This is a genomic window from Thermogemmata fonticola, from assembly GCF_013694095.1.
Taxonomy (GTDB): Bacteria; Planctomycetota; Planctomycetia; order Gemmatales; family Gemmataceae; genus Thermogemmata; species Thermogemmata fonticola.
The window spans coordinates 14,846-38,986 of record NZ_JACEFB010000006.1; the positions used below are offsets into that span (position 1 = coordinate 14,846).

The window sequence follows — 24,141 nt, forward strand, 5'->3', positions numbered from 1 at the left end:
TAGGACCAATCCTCATTCGGCGATGAGGAGGGCGGCGGCGTGGGGAGAATGGTTCAACTGTTGAAGCGCCGCCGACAGGGAATGGATACCTTGGGTTTCCGGATCCAAAATCTGATAAGGCAGTTGCCACGCCTGAACGGCAGCTTCGGCGAAGCGAGCGGCACTATCCTGACTTTGCCCGGCTTTCCAAGCCCGATAGCTGCGCAATCCGATGAGCAATTTCAGAGGTAGTTGCAGATCATAAACCACATTCCGCAAGGCATCTCCTGCCTCGAAAAAGCCGGTGGATTGAAGAATCACTAAGGGTCGGGCTTCGCCTAGCAGTAGCCCCGCTGCCACTCCGATAGCCTCTCCTTCTCGGGTGACACGAATCAGGGGCAACGAGGAACGACACAAAGGTTCGTCCCAGGCCCCAAAAAAGCTATCGGGAATCCAGACGACATGAGTAAACCCCGCAGTTTCTAACGCTGCGACGGCTTCCTGAGCAGACCACATCGGCGGTCCTCGCGGGCTTATCCCCCCATGGGGTTATTTCTTATCATCCTCCAGATGAAGTTATTCTTATCTGGGGAAACGTGTGGCCGAACGACTCGGTCGTTCGGAACAGGACGTTCCTACCTGGATCTACTACGAAGAATACGGTGGAGAGTGTTGTTGGGGAGGGCAGCCTTCCGTGGTGGACGCTTCTTCGAGGACGGACGCAGCAGCGCAGCCTGGTACGAGGCACTGGTGGCGATACGCTGAAGGTTTGTTATTCGCTGTCCTTTTTGCCCTTGCTCACACTCAGTCGCCGTTGTTTTACTCCAACCAAAACCAGTACTTGTTGCATGGGTTGGCGTCGGCAGGCGTCGGTTACCTTCGGGAGGATTGGCTAGCGAATACCCGTGATCCGACGCCGGTTTTCTCGTATCTGGTGGCTGGGGTTTACACGCATTTCGGTCCCCTCAGCCTGCACTTGGCTTACTTCGTGCTACTGATGGTGTATTTCCTGAGCTTTCGCTGCCTGATCGCCGCTTTGCCATTTTGGCGAGATACGCTAGCTGCACGCTGGGGATTTGCCGCCCTTTTCACCTTGGCTCATGCGGCTGGACCGCGATTGCTGTCGGTGATCCTAACGGGTACCGATTACCCCTGGTATTTGCAGTGTGGGGTGGCCAATCAGTATCTTTTGGGTCCCGGCCTACAGCCGTCGGCGTTTGGTGTTCTGCTGGTAAGTGGTGTGGCGGCGTTTGCTCAGGGTCGGACCGTGTGGGCTGCCATCCTCACCGCGGCATCGTGTGTGTTTCACTTCACCTACTTTCTGCCGCTGACTCTGTTGTTGATGGGATACATCGGGGTGACGCTGGGGGAAAAGCAGGGGCCAGGGGCAGGCCGACGGGCGTTTGCTATGATGGCGGCCGCTTCGATCCTTTGCTTGCCGATCGCTACCTACTCCCTGTTCACCTTCGGTTCTGCCAATCCGCAGACTTGGGGTGAAGCCCAACGGATTCTGGTGGAAGTACGCATTCCTCACCATGCCGTGATTGATCGTTGGTTTGCCGGGGCGGATGCCTGCCAATTGGTCTGGATTTCTTGTGGTTTGTGGCTTGTGCGATGTTGCCCTTGGGGTAGAGCGCTCATTGTCGCTGCACTGATAGGTTTGGTGTTATCGTTGGTACAATACGGCACCCAATCCCATCTCCTGGCGTTGTTATTCCCGTGGCGAATCTCTGCACTGCTAGTTCCCACAGCCACGGCGGTCCTGGCAGCAAGACTGGCACAAGCACTGACCCTGTACCCCGGCGTAACATATGTGTCTGGCATCCTGTGCGGGGGCTTGGCTGCGATTGGGGTCGCAACGATGCTCCAGGGTTGGGGATATCAGATGAGTCCGGATGAGGAGGGCTTATTGGGCTATGTCAGGAACCACGTGCAAGCCGGGGAAACCTATCTGTTGCCTATCCGCTTTCCGGCTGTCCGACAGGGTCGAGGTACAGCCTCGACAACGTTTACACCGCCGCCGCGACCCCGACCGGGATCTCCCCTCATTCCGGTGGACCTCCAACGCTTCCGCTTGGCGACCGGTGCCCCCATTTACGTCGATTTCAATCCATCCCTTATTACGATCTTGAAGTGCTGGAGTGGTATCGCCGCATGAAACAATGCGAGGAATGGTACGCCGGAGGGTGGGATTCCCCGTTCCGCCATGAGGAGTTGAAAGCGGAGGGTATTACCCACGTGGTGGCTCCCGCAGCTCAGCATCTTGCCGCAGACTACCTGCGTGTTGTGTATCGGGATCACGCCTACATTCTTTACCGTGTCGAATGAGCCGGAATCTTGGACCGCATTGAGCGCCTCTACCTCCGGACGGCGTGGATGAGCCGGATTCGGGGGGCGCCAGATTATGCCGTATTTCTGAACACCGAATGATCCAGCCGATCGCCTGGTGTAGGGGACACATCAGAAGCCCAGCTTAAGCGAGACTGGGGGCGGAATTGAAGAGTTTGTCAGGCGCTGGGTTCTTCCAAGTAGGTATAACCTTCCAGACCGGCTTCGTAAAACTTCAGAATTTGACGACTTTCGGCCGGTGTGATCCGTCCCTGGCGGACAGCGCGTTCGACATCTTTGCGCATGCGGTCCATGAGTTTTTCCGCGCTATATTGCACGTAGTTCAGCACTTCCGTAACGGTGTCTCCTTTGATGACGTGATCAATCGAGGGTGTTCCATCTTCATCGAGGGAAACGTGGACCGCGTTGGTATCGCCGAAGAGATTGTGGAGGTCGCCGAGGATTTCCTGATAGGCTCCCAAGAGGAAAACGCCCAAGTAGTACGGCTCACTGGGATCGAAAGGATGCAACTCGAGGGTGGAACGGACATCTCGCAGGTCGATGAACTGATCCACTTTGCCATCGGAATCGCAGGTAATATCGCCAAGGACAGCCCGGCGGGTCGGGGCTTCGTTGAGGCGATGAATGGGCATGATGGGGAACAGTTGTTTGATCGCCCAGGAGTCCGGCATGCTCTGGAAGACAGAAAAGTTGCAGAAGTAGGTGTCTGAGAGCATGGCATCCAAGCCGTGCAATTCCTCAGGCACATAATCCAGGGTACGGACAATCCGTTGCAGTTTCCGTCCCAAGGCCCAGAAGATTTGTTCTGCAGCAGCTCGTTGTTCGATGGACAGATGACCGAGATTGAAGAGGGTTAGGATTTTGTCCATCTGGTCGATGGCGTCATGGTAGTGTTCCAGGAAGTTTTTCCGGTTCAATTCTCGGAAGTTGGCGAAGAGGTCCCGCAAGGGTTCTGGTGCGTCAGGGGAAATCGTTTCCGGCGGGGGAGAACGATCCACACTGGAGGTTCCCAGCACGTCAATGATCAGCACGGAGTGGTAAGCGACCATAGCCCGGCCGCTTTCCGAGATGATATGCGGATGGGGAACGCCCGCCTCATCGCAAACCTGCTTGATCCGGTACACGACGTCGTTGGCGTATTCTTGCAGGGTATAGTTGATGCTTGACTCGAAGGCCGTTTGCGAGCCGTCGTAGTCGATGCCTAGTCCCCCGCCGACATCCAGGTATTTCAGCGGTGCTCCGAGGCGGTACAGTTCGACGTAGATTCGGGCAGCTTCGGTCAGAGCTTCCTTGACTTTGCGGATGTCTGAGACCTGCGAACCCATATGGAAGTGGGTCATCTGCATGCAATCTTCCAGGCCGCGGGCTTTCAGATACTCGAAGGCTTCCAGGACTTCCGTGATGGTCAGGCCGAACTTGGAGCGATAACCCGCACTGGAACGCCACCGGCCAGCACCCCGCGCCGCCAATTTGACACGGACTCCCAAAGGCTGGCGGACGTCGAGTTGCTCCATGTATTTGACCAGCAATTCCAGCTCTGTGAATTTTTCGACGACGGGGATGATGTTTTTGCCGATTTTGCGAGCCAGAACCACCATCTGGATGAATTCGTCGTCCTTGAAACCGTTGCAGATGATGGGGGTGTCTCCGCCGCCATTGGTGATGGCCAGCACGGCGAGCAGTTCGGGCTTGCTTCCCGCTTCGATGCCGAAGCCATACGGCTTGCCGAAATTCAGGATTTCCTCCACCACGTGGCGCTGTTGGTTGACCTTGATGGGGTAGACGCAGTGATAATTGCCGGTGTAACCGTACTCCGCGCGGGACTGCGCGAAGGCTTCGGCAATCTCGGCGATACGGTGGCGGAGAATGTCCGTAAAGCGGAGTAACAGCGGCGTTTGAATCCCGCGGGCACGGATCTGGTCGACCAGTTCCTTCAGGTCAATTGCCTGCTGGGGGTCCTTGTTGGGATGAACGGTGACGTGTCCGAATTTGTTTATGCCGAAGTATCCTTTCCCCCAGCGCAAGATGCCGTAGGTTTCGCAAGCGTCTTGCAGTTTCCAGGCGACGGGCGTGTCCGAATCAGTGGCACGGCGGTCGAGGATCTTGCCCATCTACGGGAACCTTTCCCCGCGGCGGCGGGCGAGTAGAAGTTAGCGGCCCTCGTCAGGTCGCGGATACCCCAGACACACATCAACGGTTCGTTGACATCATACGTTCGTTTCTTCAGGATGCAACCGGTATTGCGTCAAGTCTCTCACCTTCATGAAATCTACATCTCGCACCACCTGGCCCGCGCTGAGCCTGAAGCTCAACTGCCTCTCAAGGTGTCGGCAACCCCCGGTACGCTCGGAGTTCTGGACCGACTCTCATGGACCTCCAAAGACCCCCACTGAGAAGTTGAAAATCTGACGATGGTCATCCGGTCCGCGAACCACCGGAAAGGCGAAGTCAAAGGCCAAAGGCAGCGGACCCAGAGCGGGAACACTGATGCGCAAACCGGTACCGACACTGACGCGATAATTCCGGATCGATACATTCCGTTCGACGGTGCCGTGATCGACAAAGATGGCCCAGTGGAGCTTGTCATTGGCCAGCAAGGGGATTTGATATTCGACCGTATTGATCCACAGGAAAGTGCCGCCAATGGCCAGATTATTTTCAAACGGTCCCATGCCGCGGAAGGTAAAGCCGCGCATGCTGCGAATACCGCCTCCATAAAACCGTTCGTAGACTGGGGCATTGCCCGTGGTGACTGCTAGCATGGAGCGCAGGCCGAGGACATGCCGCCCACTGCCGTCCTCGCGCGCCAGGTAGCGAGAGGAGAAGAACTGGGTCCACTCGGCTGTGCCAATGGGGAAGGCGTTCGATCCGAGGACCTGCTCGAAACCGATGTCGAAGACCCCGCCACGGGTGGGATAGATGTAGGAGTCGCGGGTGTCGCGGGTCAAGCCAGCTCGCAGGCCGAGCAGAAAGTGGTTGCCGCGGTCCTCGGCGATCTCCTTGGGAGCAAACCAGGGAACGTGGCCGATGTCGATTCCCTCCACGCGTGTCATGAAGCTGGCCCGCCAGATCGGATCGAGACGCCGATCAATGGTGAAGCGTCCGCCGTAGCGATCCTCAATGTATTCGGCAAAAGCACGAGTGAAGAAATAGCCCGATGTGGTCAATCCGAAGGGGGTGTCAAAGAGATACGGTTCCCGGAAGGTGATGGCGTAACGCTGGAATTGCGTTCCCGGTGCAGCTTCGATGCGCAGTTCCTGGCCGTCGCCGCGAAATGCCCGGCCGCTGCGAATATCATCCCAGCTTGTGGGCCAGCGGGTCAGACTGAAGTTCCGCTCGTTGATGACAATGGTGCCGGTCAGACCCATGTCTGAATTGACAGCACCCCCGATCATGAACTGACCGGTTCGCGTTTCCTTGACCCGGATGCGGATGTCTTTAAAGACGCTATCCCATTCATTGGGTAGGACTTCCACGGTCGGCGGGTCCTCCGGGTCGAAAATGCCTAACCGGGCCAGTCTCATCCGGGCTTCATCAAGGCGGTCGTAGGGGAGAATCTGGCCGGGGCGGAAGGGCAGTTCATTGAGGATGACCCGCCGCTTCGTCACTTCGTTCCCTTCGATGATGATCCGACCTACGCGGTCCGGTTCTCCTCGATCATTAATCACTTCGTATTGGACCTGTACCGCGCCAGGTTGCCCAGCGACTTCGTAGAGTCGCGGCTCCACCGCCACGGGATATCCCCGCATGCCGTAGTAATCTTTGATCCTCTGGGCGTCGGCTTGGACGACACGTAGATCATAGCGCTCCCCCGGCTTCAATTCGGTGAGGGCTTCGAGTCGTTCTGGGGGAAAAGACTTGGCACCACTAATCACCCTAGCGGCCACGTGATAGGGCCGGCCTTCCCGCACGTGATAGACAACACGAACCAAGCCGGGGTCGGGTAGGGGAACTACCTCGGGAGTGACCTGGACATCGAGGTAACCTAGGCCATGATAGTAGTCGATGATCTTCTGGCGGTCAATTTCCAAGGTCATCGGGTTGAATTTCCCCCCTAGAAAGCCGAGCAGGCGTTTCTGCGTGACCAGAAGGGTTCGGATCCGGGCCTGGCTGGCCTGCTCGACGCCGCGCAGCTCGATTCCCGCCACCTTGACCACTGGCCCTTCGACAATCCGGTAGACGACCCGCCGATCCGTGGGGCGGCTACCCTCCACCAATTCGACGGTGGCAAAATAGCGCCCGTCCTCCTGATAGCGGCGCTGAATAGCTTGACGCCCCAGCTCATTCGCCAGCGGGTTCATGGGTTCGCCTTTGCGAATGCCGGTCAGTTGCTGCAGCTCTGATAGCCGCAAATGTTGGGCACCTAGATAGTGGACCTCTTCCACGGTTTGGCTAAGTTCTTGGACATGAACGAGCAGGGTGACTCGGCCATCGGGGTCCAGGTGAGCCAGAATCTGCACACCGCCGGGTACGAACCACTTCGTGGCGTGCAATCGGCGGACATCCTCCTGCAGTGTTTGATCATCGTAGCGACTGCCGGGACGGGTGAGCATCTTGCTCCGGATTTGCTCCGCCGTGCGTATCCTGTTACCGACGGGAATGACATCGGCAATGATCTTTCCTTGGAGATTTTCTTCAGCCCTTGCTGGATGAATGAGCATCAGCGCCGCAACAAAACCCAGGAAAGCGAGTGCTGGAAAATGGCTCAGCAGCCTGCCGAAAACGCCTGTCCAGAAGCTGGACGGACAGCATTCCTTTCGGCGTTGTTGCGGCATTACTGCCCCCCTTTGTGTTCTGATGCAGAACGCCTGCCCCCAATGGGTTCACACCCCATTCTGATCTCGCCGGTTGTTTTTCGTGACGATCGCAGAACAGTGCGTACTCCCGGCGTGCCAGCAATGCCCCGCCATACGAGCCGTGCATTCTCATGTCAAGATTGTCTGAAAGACAGGGTACTAGGGGGTGCAACCAAATTTTCTGGGGGTTCCTGCCGGGCAGCTCTGCTAGTCTGGGGAAACACCTCGCGGGTTCAGCCCCCACCCCCAGAGAATCTAGGTACACCCTACTAGGGGGTGCAGCCAGATTTTCTGGGGGGTCCCTGCCGGGCAGCTCTGCTAGTCTGGGGAAACACCTCGCGGGTTCAGCCCCCACCCCCAGAGAATCTAGGTACACCCCTAGGGCCGGTCCTTCTGTGCAGCGATCAAGCCACGGCAGGAATCTGGATGCCGGGTTGGGGGGAGCGACTCGCTTCCGGCCTGACCTAGGAAAGAGTCGTTTACGCTAGCCATTGGGAAGTGGGCAGCTATGCTGGCTGAAAGACCTAGACAGGAACGGAACGGTCACCTGCCATTGGGCGAGATATGATTCCCGCCGCGGGAAGGAGGATCTGATGAAGGTGGCATTTCGCATGGGTTTTCTAGGGTGGGCCATAGCGTGGCTCGGAGGAATAGTTACGATCCAAGGTGACGAGGTGGTCCTGGTGGCCGGTGGCGGCACGGGGGGCGACGGGAGTGCGGCACGAGAAGCTAAACTGATCCAGCCTTTTGGTGTCGATTTTCTTGGTTCCACCCTTTACTTCGTCGAGATGCTCGGCGGGGATCGGCTGCGTGCGATTACGGAGGACGGCAAGGTGGTTACGCTGGCCGGGACAGTGGGCCAGAAAGGGAATGCTGGCGACGGCGGAGACCCTTTATCGGCTCGGTTCAACGGCTTGCACGCCTTGGCCGTGGGACCGGATGGCCGAATCTACCTGGCGGATACCTTCAATCATCGGGTCAGAGTGTATGATCCGCAGCGTAAGACTCTAACCGCGTTTGCGGGGACGGGCGAGGCTGGCTACTCCGGTGACGGCGGTCCGGCAGCCCAAGCGACCTTCCGGGGTATTCATCACCTGGCTTTTGATCCCCAAGGGAAGTATTTGTACCTGACCGATCTGGGCAATCGGCGCATCCGACGGGTGGAGCTGAAGAGCGGGGTGGTGACGACCGTAGCAGGCAATGGGGAAAAAGGCGTGCCACAAGATGGCCAGCGAGCTACTGAACAACCGCTAGTCGATCCGCGGGCTGCGGTAGTCGATGCTCAAGGGCGGATCTGGATTCTGGAACGCAGCGGTCATGCCTTGCGAGTGGTGGACAGCGACGGCACCATCCGCACTGTGGCCGGCACTGGCAAGGCCGGACAGGGGATAGGTCCAGCACGCGAGGCCGCCCTCAACGGCCCGAAACACCTCTGCCTGGATCGCGACGGTACCGTCCTCATTGCCGATACCGAAAATCACCGCATCGTCCGGTACGATCCCAAGTCCCAGACGCTAACAGTGGTTGCGGGAACAGGCAAGCGCGGAAACCGCCTGGTCCACGATAACCCGCGGCAGACAGAACTGGCCCAACCGCACGGCGTCCACGTCCACCCCGCTACCGGCGATATTTACATCGCCGATTCCAGCAATCACCGCATCCTCAAGATCGTTCGCCGCTAGAACGGATCCGGTTCAGGGCAGAAGAACGCTCTGTCATTTTCCAGGCCAAGCCAGGGAAAGATTTATTGACCCGCCAGCAATTGTCGCAGGACGTAAGGCAGAATACCGCCGTGGCGGTAGTAGAGCACCTCTTGGGGAGTGTCGATACGACAGAGCACGGAAAACGTGATCTGCTGTCCCTCTGGTTTGCGAGCAGTAACGCGGAGTTGGCGGTGCTCCCCACTGAAGTTGTGCTCCGCTCCTGCGACCAAACCCGCGATGTCGAAGGTTTCCTCGCCAGTAATTCCCAGGCTAGCGGCGGATTGACCCGGCAGGAACTGCAAGGGCACGACCCCCATGCCCACCAGATTGCTGCGGTGAATCCGCTCAAAGCTCTCCGCGATGACGGCGCGTACACCCAAAAGAGCTGTTCCCTTGGCGGCCCAATCGCGGGAGGAGCCGGAACCGTACTCCTTCCCAGCGATGACGATGAGGGGAACCCCTTCCTTTTGGTACGTCATAGCAGCGTCGTAGATGCTTTGGACGGTCCCGTCAGGGAAATGGCGGGTCACACCTCCTTCCACACCAGGGACCAGGAGATTTTTGAGGCGGATGTTGGCGAAGGTGCCGCGCATCATCACTTCGTGGTGGCCACGCCGAGCGCCGTAGGAATTGAAGTCCTTCGGTTCAACACCCCGGCGGATGAGGTATTGCCCAGCGGGGGAATCTTTCTTGATGCTTCCGGCAGGACTGATGTGATCGGTGGTTATGCTGTCGCCGAGCAGGGCCAGGACCCGCGCGCCGTGGATGTCGGCCAGCGGCGGCGGAGTCAACTGCATCCCCTCAAAGTACGGTGGTTTTGCAATGTAGGTGGAGGATGCATCCCACAGATACAATTCCCCGCCGGACACTTGCAAGCTCCGCCAATGTTCATCCCCCTCGTAAACGGAAGCGTAGATACGCCGGAAGGACTCTTCCCGCACGCAGCGGTCGATGGCTGCTTGGATTTCCTCATGGCTGGGCCAGAGGTCCTTGAGATATACCGGTTGGCCTTGGGAATCGGTACCCACGGGTTCGCGCTCCCAGTCGATGTCGATGCGTCCGGCTAGGGCGTAAGCAACGACGAGCGGTGGAGAAGCCAAATAATTGGCCCGCACTTCGGGATGCACCCGGCCTTCAAAGTTCCGATTGCCGGACAGGACAGCGGCAACTACCAGCCGACGATCGTTGATTTCACGCGAAACTTCCTCTGGCAGCGGACCGCTGTTACCGATACAAGTAGTGCAGCCATAGCCCACCAGATGGAAGCGCAACTGCTCCAAAGCGGGCAAGACGCCGGCGGCACGCAGATACTCCGTCACCACCTGCGAGCCGGGAGCCAAACTGGTCTTCACCCACGGCGGAACTTTCAGACCCCGTGCGACCGCCTTTTGGGCGAGCAGGCCGGCGCCGAGCATGACCGACGGGTTGGAAGTGTTCGTGCAACTGGTGATCGCGGCAATGACAACCGAGCCGTGGCGAATCTGGTGCACTGCTTCGCCCACGGGTTGGGTGCGAGCAGGAGCGGGGCCGTTGACGGTATCCGAGGCCGTGGGGTCTCCGCTCTCATTCCATAGCACGCTCAAGGCCTTGGGATCGCTTTTCCCACCACTGCTGGCCGTCAGCTTCGGCAGAGCTTCCCGGAACGATTGAGGTACCTCCCGCAAACGCACCCGATCCTGGGGCCGGCTCGGCCCAGCCAGGGAAGGCTCAACAGTGGCCAGGTCCAGCTCCAGCACGTCGCTGTAATCAGCGGGCGGGCTGGAGGCATCATGGAAGACACCCTGGGCACGAGCGTAGGCTTCGACCAGCGCCACCGTTTCCGCGGGGCGGCCGGTCTGCCGCAAGTAACGCAAGGTTTCCGCATCGATGGGAAATAGGCCGCACGTTGCTCCATACTCAGGAGCCATGTTGGCAATGGTGGCCCGATCGGCCAGGGATAGCTGCGACACGCCGGGACCGAAAAACTCCACGAACTTGCCCACCACCCCTTTCTTCCGCAGCATCTGGGTGACGGTCAGGACTAGATCCGTCGCTGTCGCTCCTTCCGGCAAGCGGCCCGATAGCCGGAAGCCCACCACTTGCGGGATCAGCATGGCGACCGGCTGGCCGAGCATTGCCGCTTCCGCTTCGATTCCCCCAACGCCCCAGCCCAGCACGCCCAGACCGTTGATCATGGTCGTATGGCTGTCGGTTCCCACCAGCGTGTCGAAGTAGGCCTGGCCTTGAGGGTCCACGAACACGCCGCGAGCCAGAAACTCCAGATTCACCTGATGGCAGATGCCGGTTCCCGGAGGGACCACCGCAAAATTGCGGAATGCCTGTTGGCCCCAACGGAGGAACAAATACCGCTCCCGATTCCGCTCGTATTCCAGCTCGACATTTTGTCGGAAGGCATCGGCCGTCCCGAACTTGTCCACTTGCACGGAGTGATCGATGACCAATTCCACCGGGACGAGGGGATTGATGCGAGAGGGGTCGCCGCCCAATGCTCGCATAGCGTCGCGCATAGCGGCCAGATCGACCACGCAGGGCACACCCGTGAAGTCCTGCATCAGGACCCGCGCCGGCATGAAGCTGATCTCGCGGGTCGGCTCCGCGGACGCTTCCCAATTGGCCAGCGCCTCAATATCCTCGGCCCGAACGGCTAGGCCGTTCTCATTGCGCAGCAGATTCTCCAACAGAATCTTCAGGGAAAAGGGCAACCGCCGGATGCGGGGAAACACCTTTTCCAGTAATGGCAAACTGTGGATGGTGTATTGCCGGGACCCCACACTCAGAGTGGTTTGCGTCTGAAAGCTGTTGGGCATGGTCGCACCCCGTTTCCTGCGCGCCTGCCAGCCGCTCGCTGTTGCCAAAATTCCCCTTTGAGCTGCGCTGGGCTGGCGGTTGGGTTGGATGGCGGCACCCTGGTAGTCATCGCCTTCCTGGAGGTATTGTTGGCAATGGCGGACAAATGGCAATTACCGGTGAACACCCGTTGCACTTTCCCCAAGGACGCCCCACGATTGGGCACGCTGCACGATCTGGAGTGCTGAGTGACGGAGTCTTTTCCCTGAAGGTGCAGAGGGGTGATCGAGGATAAGAGAAGGGCGGCGAAGGCAGGCCAACAGAAAAATGGAGGTGTGGTAACAAGGTGGACGTGGGCAGGTCCTTCAGGATTCAGGAGAAGGTGGCTGCGGGGATGTCGGCGGTAGCGCGGCCGGGGCAGCGGAAAGGTCCTCCAGCAATGTCAAGCCAGCCTCCTGGAGAGCCAAGCGCAGCGGTGGGAGATGTTCCGGTGCAATGGCCAGTGTGGTCGGCCCCAGTCGTTCGGCAATGAGATGGCGGGTGGCAGGCCACTGAAGGAGGCCATCGGCGGCTTCCGGTGCAGGAAGGCGAATGACCAGCAACCGTTCCGCACGCAGCGGCGGCCAGTGCGGTCCCAGCACCAGCAATCGAGCGGCTGGAGACAAGGGTGCACCACTGCGTGCGATCAGCCAGGTGTCGATAGCTTCGAGTGAGGATGTTTCGACAGCCTGGCGCAGGCGTTCCGCTGTGATCCGGTAACGCCGCGGTTCCGACGGCTCGGAGGGGGCACAGAGTTCCGCGATGCGTCCGACTTCCAGGTCCACAAACAGATCCGCCTGAATCGGATCGACTTCGAGCGTCAATCCGTCCTCGGCTTGGCGCAGGCACGGTTGGGGCGGGGTTTCATAGTTCCGATTGGCCAACAGGCGGAAGTGCCGCAAGTCCGGTTCCGATCCATCGGCGGTCATTCCGAAGCGCTCGCCCAGACGCCAGCGAATCCAGCCCTGGGCCAAAGCCAGCTCGACATCCGCGGAAGAGGCGAATTCGACGATCACGGCGGAGGGAAAAATTGCCAATCGTTCCCGCTTGCTGCCCCAACGTTCCAGCAGGTCGAGCACGGTAGCAGGCAGGGGATGGCTGGCGTGGCGTTGCAACGTCTGGAGGATCTGGGGCAGGGTCCATTCCCCCTCCAGGGCCAAATGAAGGGACGATTCCTGCAATTCCAACACGCACGCTGGTCCGATCCGCTTCCACCAGGCCAGCACGGATAAGTCCGCCACCAAGGAGGGGCATAACCCCTGCCGGTAAGCGATGATTTCGGCATTGGGTTGCACCAGCAGCGTTTGGGGAAACGCAGACTGGATGGGCAGTTCGCTTTCACCGGCTCCTTGAAAATACCACCGGCCCAGGGGGGTCAGACGAACCCGCTCGTTCCAGACTTCCACCATCTGAAGGGGCAAAGGAATCGCATGCAACCAGCGTTCCACCCACCCTCGGCCTCCTTCCTGGGCTTCTGCGGGAGGAAGGACACCAGCCCAATGGGGATGATGGTTCCACAACCAGGCAGCCAAGTCAGCCGGGTCGATCCAAGCGTTTTCGGGTGCAGCAGCCAGCAACAACAGGATCAGCCAACCCGCGCTGGGGGTGATGCCTGCTTCGCTGGCTATCTGCGGGCGCCGGCCCAATAAGGGGTCCCACCGCTCCACACTCACGAGGTGAGGGAATAATTCCACCAGCAAACGCGGCAGCGATGTGCGCCAGCACGGGGGGAAAGGGGCGGCTCGCAAACTATCGCCGTGCCGTTCCAGCAGCCCGGTCGCCACTGCCATGCTTAGGGCGAGAATGCCCGCATCCGAGGGGGTGATTCCCCCTTCCCAGCCCTCCTCGAAGACGGGATCGTGATGCAATCGCTGAATATCTTTTTTGTAAAACTCTCCCTCCTGGGTCAGCCGCACAGGATTGTCTCGCACCCGCTGCCAGACTGCGGCCAGCCGCAGAGGCCAGTCCCAGCCATCCCGGCGCTGACCCGCGCCAGGCTCGCTCTCCGGTCCCGCGAAGCAGGGGAGGGGAAGGGGTCGGGAACGTATCCGTTCGCCCACAGCGGGATGCAGGAACACGTGCGCCACTGCGCCTCCCATAACCTCCAGCCAGGGGGTGATCTCTCCACTTTGCACCGCTTGGGATGGGGGGGAGGCTAAAGCCAGCGGATTGGAACCTTGGGTCGATCTGTAAGGCGGAGATGCTCTGGTCTCTTCGCCAGGTACACCTCGTGCTACCGATACCGATGCCGTGCCAGCGGAGCAGTCTTGCACAAAAGGGAAGACTAACCCGTATTCCAGGGCCTCCTTCAAGATGGCAGGTCCGTCGTGGATTCCCAAGGCAGCAAGTATCGCTAGCAGTTGCCAGCGTTCCCATACCGGCTTGCGGCAGCACGCCATGACGGACAGGAGCTGGACCACTTCCGGGCGAACTTTGCGCAAGCAGCGATCGATGAGCGGTGGATTGAGTTGGGCAGTGACGATGGCTTGGGCCACGGCGGTGCGTTCCTGCCGCAGCATTCGCCCGGTCAAGCGCATCGCTACGGAGCGCAATTGTTCCTCCGGATAGTGCTCAAGCGCATCTCGGCAGCGCTGCGACCATAGAGCGGGGGGGTCAAACCATGAAACCGGTGATGACATGGTCCTGTCTGTTTAGCTTGAGGGAACCGGGGGTGTGACGGGTGGGGTCCTTCCCAAGTCGTGCTGGTCTGAGATCACGGGATGTCCAGGATGCCAAACCGTAGTGATGCCGCGTTTCGAGGCTGCCGGCGGAAGTCCTATTCACGGGCAGATCGTTTGGGGGAAGCCGGTGGCTGAACAATCCGCGGAGCATGCCCCAGCTTCCGCAGTTCCGCAACCACGGCTTCCCACCGGCCCGGACGGATGAGAAGCACCGTCTCGCTCAGGCGCCCCACAATCTCCGCCGCCAGTTTCGGCCGTGCTAGCACTTCTTCGGCTGTTACGGCCTTATCCGTCATCAGGACACAGACCCGCTGGTGCAATTTCACAGCTAAACGTCCCGAAGGCCTCCTCATCGGGTATTCCTCGCTCCCTGGGTTAGCTCACGATCCTCTTCGCCACCTTAAGCTAATGATCCTTTCACTGTGTTAGCTCAATATCGGTTCCGGGAGTCCATCAGTGTGCCGCCCACGCTGTGCCGTTCTCCCGCTGGGTGCTTGGCGGGTTTCGAGGAAGGGAAGGGTTTTGGCTTTGCTGCCTTGCTTTTCGGCCTCGGTGGGGGTTTCCCGTCCGTGGTCTTGTCTTATGCATCCGGCGTGTCCCAAACGGATGCTGTGGCTGCGGAAACTATCGTCCTGATTGGGCGGCACTGGGGTTGAAGCTAGCCACTTCTGCAGAACCTCCAATTCCATTTCCATTTCTCGCAATAACTTACTGTCTGAGCGGTGACTTACTGTCCGACCAGTTGCCGTCTCTAGGCGATGCCCAAAGAAAGTGTCATCAGCCCGCCTCCCGTCGGCAAAGGGGGACCAACTCCGAAGCGTCGAGGATTTCATAGGAGTATCCTTGCTCCGTAAGGAACAGTTGGCGGTGGTGGGCAAAGTCCTGTTCGCAGGTGTCCCGCGTGACAAGGGTGTAGAAGTGGGCGGTGGAGCCGTCGCTTTTGGGCCGCAGGATGCGCCCCAGCCGCTGGGCTTCCTCCTGGCGCGAGCCAAAGGTTCCTGACACCTGAATCAGGACGTTCGCATCGGGCAAGTCGATGGCGAAATTGCCGACCTTGGAAAGAATCAGATGGCGGAGTTGCCCTTGGCGGAAGCGGAGATAGAGTTGCTCGCGCTCGCTGTTGGGGGTGGAACCCGTGATGAGGGGAAGTTGGAAGCGGCGGGCGAGGCGGCGGAGTTGGCTGAGGTATTGCCCAATGATAAGTACTTGCTGCTGAGCATGTCGGTGCAGCAGAGCGGCGACCACCTCATCCTTGGCGGGATTCTCGCTAGCGATGCGGTACTGGGCCCGCCGTTCCGCCACAGCGTACTCTAGTCGGATGGCATCATTCGAGAGATTGACCCGAATTTCCGTGCATTGGGCCGAGGCGATCCATCCCTGGGTTTCCAGTTCGCGCCACGGTACATCGTAGCGTTTGGGACCAATGAGGGCGAACACGTCCCCTTCCCGTCCATCTTCCCGGATGAGGGTGGCTGTTAGCCCCAGACGCCGCCGGGCCTGAATCTGAGCTGTCACGCGGAACACCGGTGCAGGCAGCAGATGTACCTCGTCGTAAATAATCAATCCCCAGTCTCTTTGCTCAAAGAGGCCAAAGTGGGGAAACTCCTCCGTTTTGTCCGGCCGATAGGTCAGAATCTGATAGGTGGCGATGGTGACAGGGCCAATCTCTTTGCTCTCGCCGGTGTATTCCTTGATCTGTTCAGCGGTCAGGGTGGTTTTGTCGAGCAATTCCCGTTTCCACTGTTTGACAGCAGTGATGCTGGTCGTCAGGATGAGGGTGTGTTTTTGCAACAAAGCCATGACGGCCAGGCCGACGATGGTTTTACCAGCACCACAGGGGAGGACGATCACGCCAGAGCCGCCGCGGGCCTGACCCCCCGCATGGAAGACAGCAGCCGCCTCGCGCTGGTAGTCGCGGACCACAAAGGGCCGGTCTTCCAAGGTGCGGTCGCGCAAGGCCAGAGGTAAGTCCGCCCCATCGGTATAGCCGGCTAAGTCCTCGGCGGGATAACCAATGGTGATCAGGGCCTGTTTGACGACGCCGCGGTGGGCCGCGGCCACCTGGCAACTCCGCTCATCGAGACTCTCGCCCAAATAGTCCCGTAGGCCCTTCTGCCGCCGCAATTCAGCCAACAAAGCGGGTTGGTCGCATACCAAGCGCAATGCCAGGCCGGATTGCGAACCTGATAGCCGTTCCAACCGGATCCGCCCATAACGGGCCATGGTTTCGCTGATGTCCACCGGGAGATTGGGGGGCAGCGGAAATTTGGTGAAGCGGAGCAGGGTCTCAATCACCTGCTGAGAGGTTAGCCCCACAGCGGCAGCATTCCATAGGGAGAGATTGGTGATCCGATAGGTGTGGAGGTGTTCCGGGCTTTTTTCCAGTTCAGCGAATGGAGCTAGGGCATCCCGTGCGGCGGCGTAGCGGGGATTATTCACTTCGACCAAAATGGTCCGGTCAGACTGCACAATGCAGGGATTGGCAAGATCACAGGTAGGGGGGACCTGAGGCCCAGTTCCGGTTGATGCGATACGTGGCATAGTGGGGTGATGAGGCTCGCAGGTGGGGGGACTGAACCTGCCGGGGTCGATGGACCAGTCGGACTGCTCCACCGCCTTCGCCCGGTGATCCGAGGCGTCATGCCCCCGCTGATCTTCTGGATCGGACACTGGCAGCGCCATCCTCCCGTGACGGCGCGCATCACAACTGCTATTGTCGCCTCAGAGCATCGCAGCGTAAAGGCGAACTCGTCCTCGCCTGTCTGGGTGTAACCAGATTTTCTGGGGGTGGGGGCTGAACCCGCGAGGTGTTTCCCCAAACTAGCAGAGCTGCCCGGCAGGGAACCCCCAGAGAATTTGGTTGCACCCTGTCCTCGGGTACTAGAGTCGATATCCAACTCATGCGCCCGATTTAGGCCTTTTCGGATCCGGCAACGACAGCCATACCGCGCCGGGGAAGGGATCGGATTGAGGAGAGAGGGAAATTCGGCAGCCAAGAAAAAATTCGCGTTGATGCTTGACGTAATGGCCTCGATAGGCTATTCTCGCCTGCGTCCTGCCAAAGTTTTTTCCCTATCGTTGCGTGAAAGTAAAGGGTGTCTGCAGGGTTTTTTCCAATAACCTTAAACCCGGCACCTCCATCTCCCACGGTTGGCAATTCAGGGGGTTGCGGGGTGTGGGCCGAAAAGGCGGACACCGTTGCGTACAGACCCACGGCATGGCTTGGGAGTGACGGTCGCTCCCAAGGGCATGACGGGGAACCTGTTAGCTGAAAGGACGGGGTTATGTTCCGCAAGCTGATGCAGTCCAGTGTGTTTGCCCTGATGGGGGTGGTAGGGGTGCTGGCGACTTACGGATGGGCCATTTCGGCCAACAAGGCCGCCAGCATCAGCGATGTGATGAAGGCCAGCTTTGGCAAGGGCGGATTCAAGGCCAAGATTACTGAGGCGGTCAAGAGCAAGAACTACGATGAAGCCGCCAAGTTGGCGAAAAGCTGGGTGGCGTGTGTGGAGAATCTCCTCCAGAACAAGCCTCCCAAGGGAGACGAGGGGGCCTGGAAAGAGCGAGCGGAAAAATTCCTCAAGATCACACGTGACATTTTGGCAGCGGCTGAGAAGGGGGATGGCAAAGGCATCAATGCCGGCATCGGTGCTGTCGGCAAGTTGTGCGGCGATTGCCACAAGAATCACAAGTAATGTCCCATCCGGCTGCGATGAGGGTACCGCCTGAGTGACTCCGAGTCCCCGGTGTATCGGGCCGAAGACCGCAGGCGGTGACCAATAAGGCTAACTGTAGCCTAACTCTTGGGAAAACAAGACATCACTCATCAGGGGCACGAGTGTAAACGTGCCCCATTTTTACTAGTGTCGTTTTGGTTGGTTCTTCTCTCCCATGTATCGACCGAAGATTCTGTTGGGGAAATCCTATCGCTTCAGTTCCTATAATTTCTGGTAGCAAAGGTTGAGTGAGGTGGAAGCAAGGGCGAAAAACGCAGGGGGCAACTCCATCGTGGCGGAATTGTGGCCAGTGGCACTACGGAACGAGGGAGACGGTTTGCGGATCGAATGGAACGACGGTGTGGCTACTTTTGTGCGTTGGCAGACGTTGCGGGAGAACTGTCCTTGTGCTTCGTGCATTGAGGAACGCCAGCGCCCTCCTGATCCCTTTCGCGTCTTGTCACCTCAAGAGGTGGCAGCCGGCACGCCCCGACCTCGATCTATGACTCCCGTGGGTCGCTACGCCTACCAAATCGTTTGGAACGACGGGCATGCCACAGGAATCTACACCTTGGAGCGCCTGCGACAGTTGAGTCAACCACTGAGTATGTCCTCGAAGTCAGATGCGGTATCTCCGCCGGAGAGTCCATGAGCCTGCCAACATCCCAACCTGTTTCGCCATCGCGGCCCCCAACTTTGTCCGGCGTGCGTCACTGTATCGCCGTGGCTAGCGGCAAGGGGGGCGTGGGAAAGTCCACTGTGGCGGCTAATTTGGCTATGGCACTCCACCACATGGGGCTGCGCACCGGCCTGCTGGACGCTGACATCTACGGTCCTTCCGTTCCTTTGATGTTTGGTTTGGGAACTGTTGATCCACAGACCACCCCTTTGCCGCTCGAAAAGTATGGCCTCAAACTCATGAGCATGGGCTTTCTCGTCAGCCCGGAACAAGCTGTCATCTGGCGAGGACCGAAAGTGGCCCAAGCCGTTCAGGCTTTTCTGGCTCAAATCCACTGGGGAGAATTGGATGCTCTGGTGGTGGACTTGCCCCCCGGCACAGGGGACGCTCAGTTGACCCTCAGCCAATCCGCCCCCCTCACCGGTGCTGTGATTGTGACCACACCCGGAGAAGTGAGCCTGATCGATGCCCGTAAAGGGGTGAAAATGTTCCGGGAGGTCCGTGTGCCGATTTTAGGAATCATCGAGAATATGAGCTACTATGTCGACGGCGCCGGCAGACGCACCTCGATTTTCGGCATGGGCGGAGGCATGAAACTGGCCCTGGAATCTGGTGTGCCGTTTCTTGGGGAATTGCCGATCGATCCACAAGTGTCCGAGTGCGTGGATGGCGGTGAGCCGATAGTCCGCCGCTATCCGGATTCTCCCGTGTCCCAAGCCTACCGCACCATCGCCCAAACGATTTGGGACATTCTCCAGCGCCCACAGCAGGGGGCGTCTCTACCGTCTGTCCAGCTTTGAGAGAGATCTACCAGGACACCGCCCAACTGGTCAGATATCTCCCCAAGGTTGTGTATGAGTCAGTAGCTTCGGGTGTCGTGTATAATGTTATGGCTGCAGGCGCAGACATGATGATCCCCTAGGCAACAACCCCGAACTCTTGTTTCAAGAGTAAGCGACTGGTACTATGGGGGGTGGTAAGGTTAGCGGCCATATTGATCCTCCCCCCCATAAAGCCCTAGAATGCGGCAGATTTATCACCCACACGGGACCTAATGGCTTAGCAACAGGAATTGGCCGCCAGCGGGAATCTTGGCTTGGAGCGGTTGTAAATCCAGGGAGCAAAAACGGAACAAGCTATCGAAGGGATGGAAAGACAATCGTGGGAAGCAGGGAGAGGTTTTGATCGGGGTCAGATGAGTGTCCCGATATGCTAGCTCCAGAGATCGGAGGAATCTCAGGGGAACGATATTTGGAGTGGTTATTTCTCCAACACCTTTGTCATCAACAGGTTGTAAATGAGCAGGTTGCTTCGATCTGGAGATGAAACATTCACGGATTGTCTGGAAATCAACGCGAAGGGCGGAAATCACCCCTATAACATACTGAAATAAGAGCTGGAAAGCAGGGAATCGTTTCTCAGGGCAAACTATCCAAATGAATAGATACAGTGGGAAGGCGATCTTCCAGGATAGCAATAGGAGGATGGAAGAAGTCAACTGAGAAGGCAAAGGAACGGCAAGGCCAGTGTCTAGCCTCCCGTTCTGCAGCTTATATCCCCTTGAGGGAAAGGAAGGGCGGCAGGTATGTACGAGCGTTTTACTGATCGAGCACGCAAGGTGATGCAGTTGGCCAATCAAGAGGCTCAACGCTTCAATCACGAGTACATTGGAACGGAGCATATCCTGTTGGGACTGGTCAAGGAAGGCTCCGGTGTGGCCGCCAATGTCTTGAAAAACCTGGACGTGGATTTGCGGAAGATCCGCACGGAGGTGGAGAAAATTGTGCAGCACGGCCATCAAGGCGGCGAACAAGTCGTCATGGGTCGGCTGCCGCACACCCCGCGTGCCAAGAAAGTTCTTGACTATGCCCTGGAGGAAGCTCGCAACCTCGGCCACAACTATGTGGGAACTGAGCACCTTCTGCTGGGGTTGCTACGCGAGCAGGAGGGTGTCGCTGCCCAAGTGCTCATGAATTTGGGTCTGAAACTGGAAGATGTTCGCGAGGAAGTTCTCAATCTGCTGGGTCATAACATGCCAAACGAAAATGAACCGGGAATCGGAAGTGGTGGCGGCGCTTCGGAACGCGGAGCGGCTGCCCGAACTCGTTCAAAAACCCCTGCTCTGGATAGCTTCGGTCGTGACTTGACCGAGTTGGCTCGCCAGGGCAAGCTCGATCCTGTCATTGGCCGCACCAACGAGATCGAGCGTGTCATTCAGATTCTGTCCCGGCGGCAGAAAAACAATCCCGTGCTTTTGGGTGAAGCAGGCGTAGGGAAAACCGCGATCGTCGAGGGTCTGGCCCAGATGATCGTCGATGGTAACGTGCCGGAATTGCTCCGCGACAAACGGATTGTCGTGTTAGACCTGGCCATGATGGTTGCAGGTACCAAGTATCGCGGCCAATTCGAGGAGCGCATCAAGGCCGTCATGAATGAAGTGCGCCGGGCCAAAAATGTCATTCTGTTCATCGACGAGTTGCACACGCTGGTCGGTGCGGGTGGAGCTGAAGGAGCCATTGACGCCTCGAATGTACTCAAACCTGCCTTGGCGCGTGGTGAAATTCAATGCATCGGGGCGACGACCCTCGATGAGTTCCGCAAATACATCGAGAAGGACCAGGCTTTAGCCCGCCGCTTCCAATCGATTATTGTCAATCCGCCGACTATGGCGGAAGCGGTGGAAATCCTCAAGGGACTGCGCGACCGTTACGAATCCCACCACCATGTGCAGATTACGGATGCTGCTCTCAAAGCGGCGGTGGAGTTGTCGGAGCGCTACATCACAGGCCACTGCCTGCCGGACAAGGCCATTGACGTGATCGACGAGGCCGGGGCGCGAGTGCGTCTGCGGGCTATGACCCGTCCGCCGGACCTCAAAGAATTGGATGAAAAGATTGAAAAACTCAACGCCGAAAAAGAGGCCGCCGTGATGGAGCAGGATTTCGAAAAGGCTGCCCATCTGCGGGATCAGGCGGAGAAGCTGAAGAAGGAAAAAGAGCGTTTGACACGGGAATGGCGTGAAAAAGCCAAGGAGTCGGAAGCCATCGTCGATGAGGAGGTGGTCGCCGAAGTGGTGTCCAAGATGACTGGCGTCCCCCTCAAGAAGGTCGGCGAGGATGAGACCAAGCGGCTGCTGAACATGGAAGCCGAGTTGCACGCCGCCATTGTCAGCCAGGACGAGGCGATCAAGGCTATCGCCCGGGCCGTGCGTAAGAGCCGCTCGGGCTTGAAAGACCCGAAGCGCCCCATCGGCTGCTTCATCTTTGCTGGTCCTACGGGGGTGGGTAAGACCCTCTTGGCCAAGCAACTGGCGAAATTCATGTTCGGCGACGAGAACAACCTCGTTCAGCTTGACATGAGCGAGTACATGGAAAAACATAATGTCAGCCGACTCGTCGGTGCACCGCCCGGTTACATCGGCTATGAGGAAGGCGGCCAACTTACCGAGAAGATCCGCCGCAAGCCGTATTCCGTGGTCCTGCTTGATGAAATCGAAAAGGCCCACCCCGATGTCTGGAACATGCTGTTACAGATCATGGAGGAAGGGCGGCTCACCGATAACGTCGGCCGCACGATCGACTTCAAAAACACAATCATCATCATGACCACCAACATTGGGGCGGAGTTGATCGTGGCGCAGGATGATATTTCTGCCCCGCTGCTGCGTGGGGTCAAGAAAGACGCGGAAGCCAGCTATCAAGAGATGCAGAAGAAAATCCGCGCCCGCATGGAGAAGGAGTTCCGTCCGGAATTCCTCAACCGCCTTGACGATATTATCGTCTTCCGGCAGTTGACCAAGGACGACCTCAAGCAGATCGTCAACATGGAGCTGGCGAAGGTTGCCAAGCGTCTGGAGGCCAAGAACCTGTCCTTAGAGGTACGCGATGATGCACGCGATTACCTCATCGAAAAAGGTTCCAGCCTCGAATTCGGTGCCCGTCCGTTGCGCCGGGCTATCGAGCAACACCTGGAAGACATGCTGGCCGAGGAACTGCTCAAGGATACGTTCCATCCCGGTGACACAATCGTGGTCAAAGTCGTCGGCGAAGGAGATCAGCGGAAACTCGGCTTTGAAATCAGTCGCAAGGAGTCATCCCCGGAAGCCGTGCCTGTGACGGTAGGCTAAACCGGGACCACCAGCAAACCACGGAATGGTGAGTCTGAGGACGCTTGCCTCATGCAAGCGTCCTCTTTTGTCTATGCGGTGCAACTCCACTTCGTCTATCGGAGATTTTCCAGGGGTCGGGTGGTGAATGGCTAGCGGAGCCGCTACAGTAGCACCAAGGTTGGCAAGTGGAGGAGGTTGGCATGTCCCTAGCCCAACAGTTCCCAGAAATCGTGCGGTGTCGGGAGCCATTGGCTCCTTACACCCATTTGCGCATTGGCGGACCAGCAGATTATCTGGTGCAACCGCGAACGGTGGAGGAATTACGGCAAGTCCTCTTGGCGTGCCGGCAAGCCCAACTCCCCGTACGCATGTTGGGGGGCGGAAATAACCTCCTCGTCCGGGACGATCCGATCGCTGCCGCGGTGATTCGCCTAACAGCTCCGGCGTTTACGGAAGTCCAAGTGCAGGGGAAATATCTTCGAGCAGGAGGGGGCGGATCGCTCTGGCATCTCATTGCCACCTCTGTCCGCGCTGGCCTCACGGGACTAGAAACCCTCGTCGGACTTCGGGGGACAGTGGGAGGAAGCGTTCGCTGCAACGTCGGGGATCGAACCGGAGAGATCGCGACGGTCGTCCGTGAAGTGACCGTCATGACTGAGGACGGTACCATTCACCACCGCCAGCGAGACGATCTCCACTTTGCCGAACATTCCAGTGACATCGATGAACCGGTGATTCTTTCCGTACTCTTTGAGCTAGAGCCGGAGAACACCTCGGCTATTCTCAAAAGGATGCGTAAGGCTTGGATTCTCCGAAAGGCGCAGGAACCGTGGAGTTTCCAAGCAGCCGTCCGCCTCTTTCGGAATCCTCCGGGAAACACCGCAGCCGCTCTCATCGACCGAGCGGGTCTGGCCAAAACACGCATCGGCAGTGCAGAACTGAGCGAACGCAACTCCAACTACGTGGTCGCCCACCCCGGTACCACGGCTGCGGATATTCTGCGGCTGCTCGATATAGTACGGACCCAGGTCAAAGCACGGACTGGCGTCCTGCTGGAACAGGAACTCCATGTGTGGTGACCGTAGTGTCCCGCTGCACAGCTTTCGCACTAGCGCCAGACTCCGACAACAACCGATCCACGCATCCAATCAGCATGAGCGTTTCCCAAAGGAATCATCTTCGAAGGGGAACACAACACGGTGATATGAACCGCCTGCGAGTCTCAAGACGAACTGATGGAACGAAACGTCCTACGCCTGGCCGTCCGCTTCGTTTCCTCATTGTCCTTGCGGGAGGCTGTTTGC

The 24,141-nt window shown here is 58.5% G+C and carries 17 protein-coding genes; 10 read left to right on the forward strand and 7 right to left on the reverse strand.

Annotated elements, in window-relative coordinates; genetic code table 11:
* Positions 1 to 12: 12 nt before the first annotated feature.
* Positions 13 to 495: a hypothetical protein gene (locus tag H0921_RS09620; RefSeq protein WP_194537864.1), complete on the reverse strand. Its 483-nt coding sequence runs from the start codon at positions 493 to 495 to the stop codon at positions 13 to 15.
* A gap of 82 nt (positions 496 to 577) precedes the next feature.
* Between H0921_RS09620 and H0921_RS09625 the strand changes: the two genes are divergently transcribed.
* Both H0921_RS09625 and H0921_RS09630 read left to right on the forward strand, forming a co-directional pair.
* Positions 578 to 2,137: a hypothetical protein gene (locus tag H0921_RS09625; RefSeq protein WP_194537865.1), complete on the forward strand. Its 1,560-nt coding sequence runs from the start codon at positions 578 to 580 to the stop codon at positions 2,135 to 2,137.
* Positions 2,134 to 2,307, forward strand: coding sequence for a hypothetical protein (locus H0921_RS09630; RefSeq protein WP_194537866.1), 174 nt, complete (start codon positions 2,134 to 2,136; stop codon positions 2,305 to 2,307). Before H0921_RS09625 ends, H0921_RS09630 begins: the two co-directional genes overlap by 4 nt.
* 179 nt (positions 2,308 to 2,486) lie before the next feature.
* Here the strand turns inward: H0921_RS09630 and speA are convergent, their stop codons facing one another.
* On the reverse strand, positions 2,487 to 4,439 hold the full coding sequence (gene speA / locus H0921_RS09635) for a biosynthetic arginine decarboxylase (protein WP_194537867.1): 1,953 nt from the start codon (positions 4,437 to 4,439) through the stop codon (positions 2,487 to 2,489).
* A 255-nt stretch (positions 4,440 to 4,694) separates the two neighbouring features.
* Complete coding sequence (gene bamA, locus H0921_RS09640) at positions 4,695 to 7,103, reverse strand: outer membrane protein assembly factor BamA (RefSeq protein WP_194537868.1); 2,409 nt, start codon at positions 7,101 to 7,103, stop codon at positions 4,695 to 4,697.
* Positions 7,104 to 7,717: 614 nt separating this feature from the next.
* On the opposite strand from bamA, the gene H0921_RS09645 reads away from it, so the two are divergent.
* Positions 7,718 to 8,806, forward strand: a complete 1,089-nt coding sequence (locus tag H0921_RS09645) for an NHL repeat-containing protein (protein WP_228499341.1) — start codon at positions 7,718 to 7,720, stop codon at positions 8,804 to 8,806.
* Between the two features lie 62 nt (positions 8,807 to 8,868).
* Here the strand turns inward: H0921_RS09645 and acnA are convergent, their stop codons facing one another.
* Positions 8,869 to 11,634, reverse strand: a complete 2,766-nt coding sequence (gene acnA / locus H0921_RS09650; RefSeq protein WP_194537869.1) for an aconitate hydratase AcnA — start codon at positions 11,632 to 11,634, stop codon at positions 8,869 to 8,871.
* A 57-nt stretch (positions 11,635 to 11,691) separates the two neighbouring features.
* Between acnA and H0921_RS09655 the strand changes: the two genes are divergently transcribed.
* A complete protein-coding gene (locus H0921_RS09655) occupies positions 11,692 to 11,862 on the forward strand; it encodes a hypothetical protein (protein ID WP_194537870.1) in 171 nt (56 codons plus the stop codon).
* Between the two features lie 117 nt (positions 11,863 to 11,979).
* On the opposite strand, the gene H0921_RS09660 is transcribed toward H0921_RS09655, so the two are convergent.
* Positions 11,980 to 14,292, reverse strand: a complete 2,313-nt coding sequence (locus tag H0921_RS09660) for a hypothetical protein (RefSeq protein WP_194537871.1) — start codon at positions 14,290 to 14,292, stop codon at positions 11,980 to 11,982.
* A gap of 137 nt (positions 14,293 to 14,429) precedes the next feature.
* Positions 14,430 to 14,687 (reverse strand): hypothetical protein, encoded by a 258-nt coding sequence (locus tag H0921_RS09665; protein ID WP_194537872.1) that lies wholly within the window; start codon positions 14,685 to 14,687, stop codon positions 14,430 to 14,432.
* A gap of 105 nt (positions 14,688 to 14,792) precedes the next feature.
* Between H0921_RS09665 and H0921_RS09670 the strand changes: the two genes are divergently transcribed.
* Positions 14,793 to 14,990 (forward strand): hypothetical protein, encoded by a 198-nt coding sequence (locus H0921_RS09670; RefSeq protein WP_194537873.1) that lies wholly within the window; start codon positions 14,793 to 14,795, stop codon positions 14,988 to 14,990.
* A 121-nt stretch (positions 14,991 to 15,111) separates the two neighbouring features.
* On the opposite strand, the gene H0921_RS09675 is transcribed toward H0921_RS09670, so the two are convergent.
* Positions 15,112 to 16,875, reverse strand: coding sequence for a DNA repair helicase XPB (locus tag H0921_RS09675; protein WP_194538038.1), 1,764 nt, complete (start codon positions 16,873 to 16,875; stop codon positions 15,112 to 15,114).
* 743 nt (positions 16,876 to 17,618) lie between these two features.
* Between H0921_RS09675 and H0921_RS09680 the strand changes: the two genes are divergently transcribed.
* The 5 genes from H0921_RS09680 (at position 17,619) to murB (ending at position 23,916) form a co-directional block, all read left to right on the forward strand.
* On the forward strand, positions 17,619 to 18,029 hold the full coding sequence (locus tag H0921_RS09680; RefSeq protein ID WP_194537874.1) for a cytochrome c: 411 nt from the start codon (positions 17,619 to 17,621) through the stop codon (positions 18,027 to 18,029).
* A gap of 313 nt (positions 18,030 to 18,342) precedes the next feature.
* Entirely contained in the window at positions 18,343 to 18,702 is a 360-nt protein-coding gene (locus tag H0921_RS09685; RefSeq protein WP_315851871.1) for a DUF971 domain-containing protein, read from the forward strand.
* Entirely contained in the window at positions 18,699 to 19,529 is an 831-nt protein-coding gene (locus H0921_RS09690; protein ID WP_194537875.1) for an Mrp/NBP35 family ATP-binding protein, read from the forward strand. Before H0921_RS09685 ends, H0921_RS09690 begins: the two co-directional genes overlap by 4 nt.
* Before the next feature lie 785 nt (positions 19,530 to 20,314).
* Entirely contained in the window at positions 20,315 to 22,855 is a 2,541-nt protein-coding gene (locus H0921_RS09695; RefSeq protein WP_194537876.1) for an ATP-dependent Clp protease ATP-binding subunit, read from the forward strand.
* 182 nt (positions 22,856 to 23,037) lie between these two features.
* Positions 23,038 to 23,916, forward strand: a complete 879-nt coding sequence (murB, locus tag H0921_RS09700; protein WP_194537877.1) for a UDP-N-acetylmuramate dehydrogenase — start codon at positions 23,038 to 23,040, stop codon at positions 23,914 to 23,916.
* Positions 23,917 to 24,141 lie beyond the last annotated feature (225 nt).